At 64.6% G+C, this 455-nt stretch carries 1 protein-coding gene; it reads right to left on the reverse strand.

The features are described 5' to 3' along the window. Positions 1-455 (reverse strand): AMP-binding protein (locus J4E53_RS30565; protein ID WP_207268298.1); only part of this gene is annotated, 455 nt, incomplete at both ends.

Here is a 455-nt window from a genome sequence, read left to right on the forward strand (position 1 = left end):
TCGATCCCCGGCAGGGCCTTGAGCTGGGCTTCGATTTCCCCCAACTCGATGCGAAAGCCACGGATCTTCACCTGGAAATCATTGCGGCCCAGAAACAGCAGCACGCCGTCGGTGCGCCAGCGCACCAGGTCGCCGGTGCGGTACAAGCGTGCCCCGGGCGCCTGGCTGAAGGGGTTGGCGACGAAGCGTTCTTCGCTCAGTCGGGGTTGGTTCAGGTACCCCAGGGCCAAGCCATCACCACCGACGTAGAGCTCGCCGGCCACCCCAATCGGCACTGGGCGGTGCTGTTCATCCAGCACATAGACCTGGGTGTTGCCCACGGGCCGGCCGATGGGAATGTCACCGGCCAATGCATCCGCGAGGGTGATGGCGTGAGTGGTGGTGAAGGTGGTGTTTTCCGTCGGCCCGTAGCCGTTGAGCAAGTGCTGGGGGGGCGAATGGCGCAGGACCTTTTC

The organism is Pseudomonas sp. FW305-28, from assembly GCF_017351395.1.
In the GTDB taxonomy this organism is placed as follows: Bacteria; Pseudomonadota; Gammaproteobacteria; order Pseudomonadales; family Pseudomonadaceae; genus Aquipseudomonas; species Aquipseudomonas fluorescens_AA.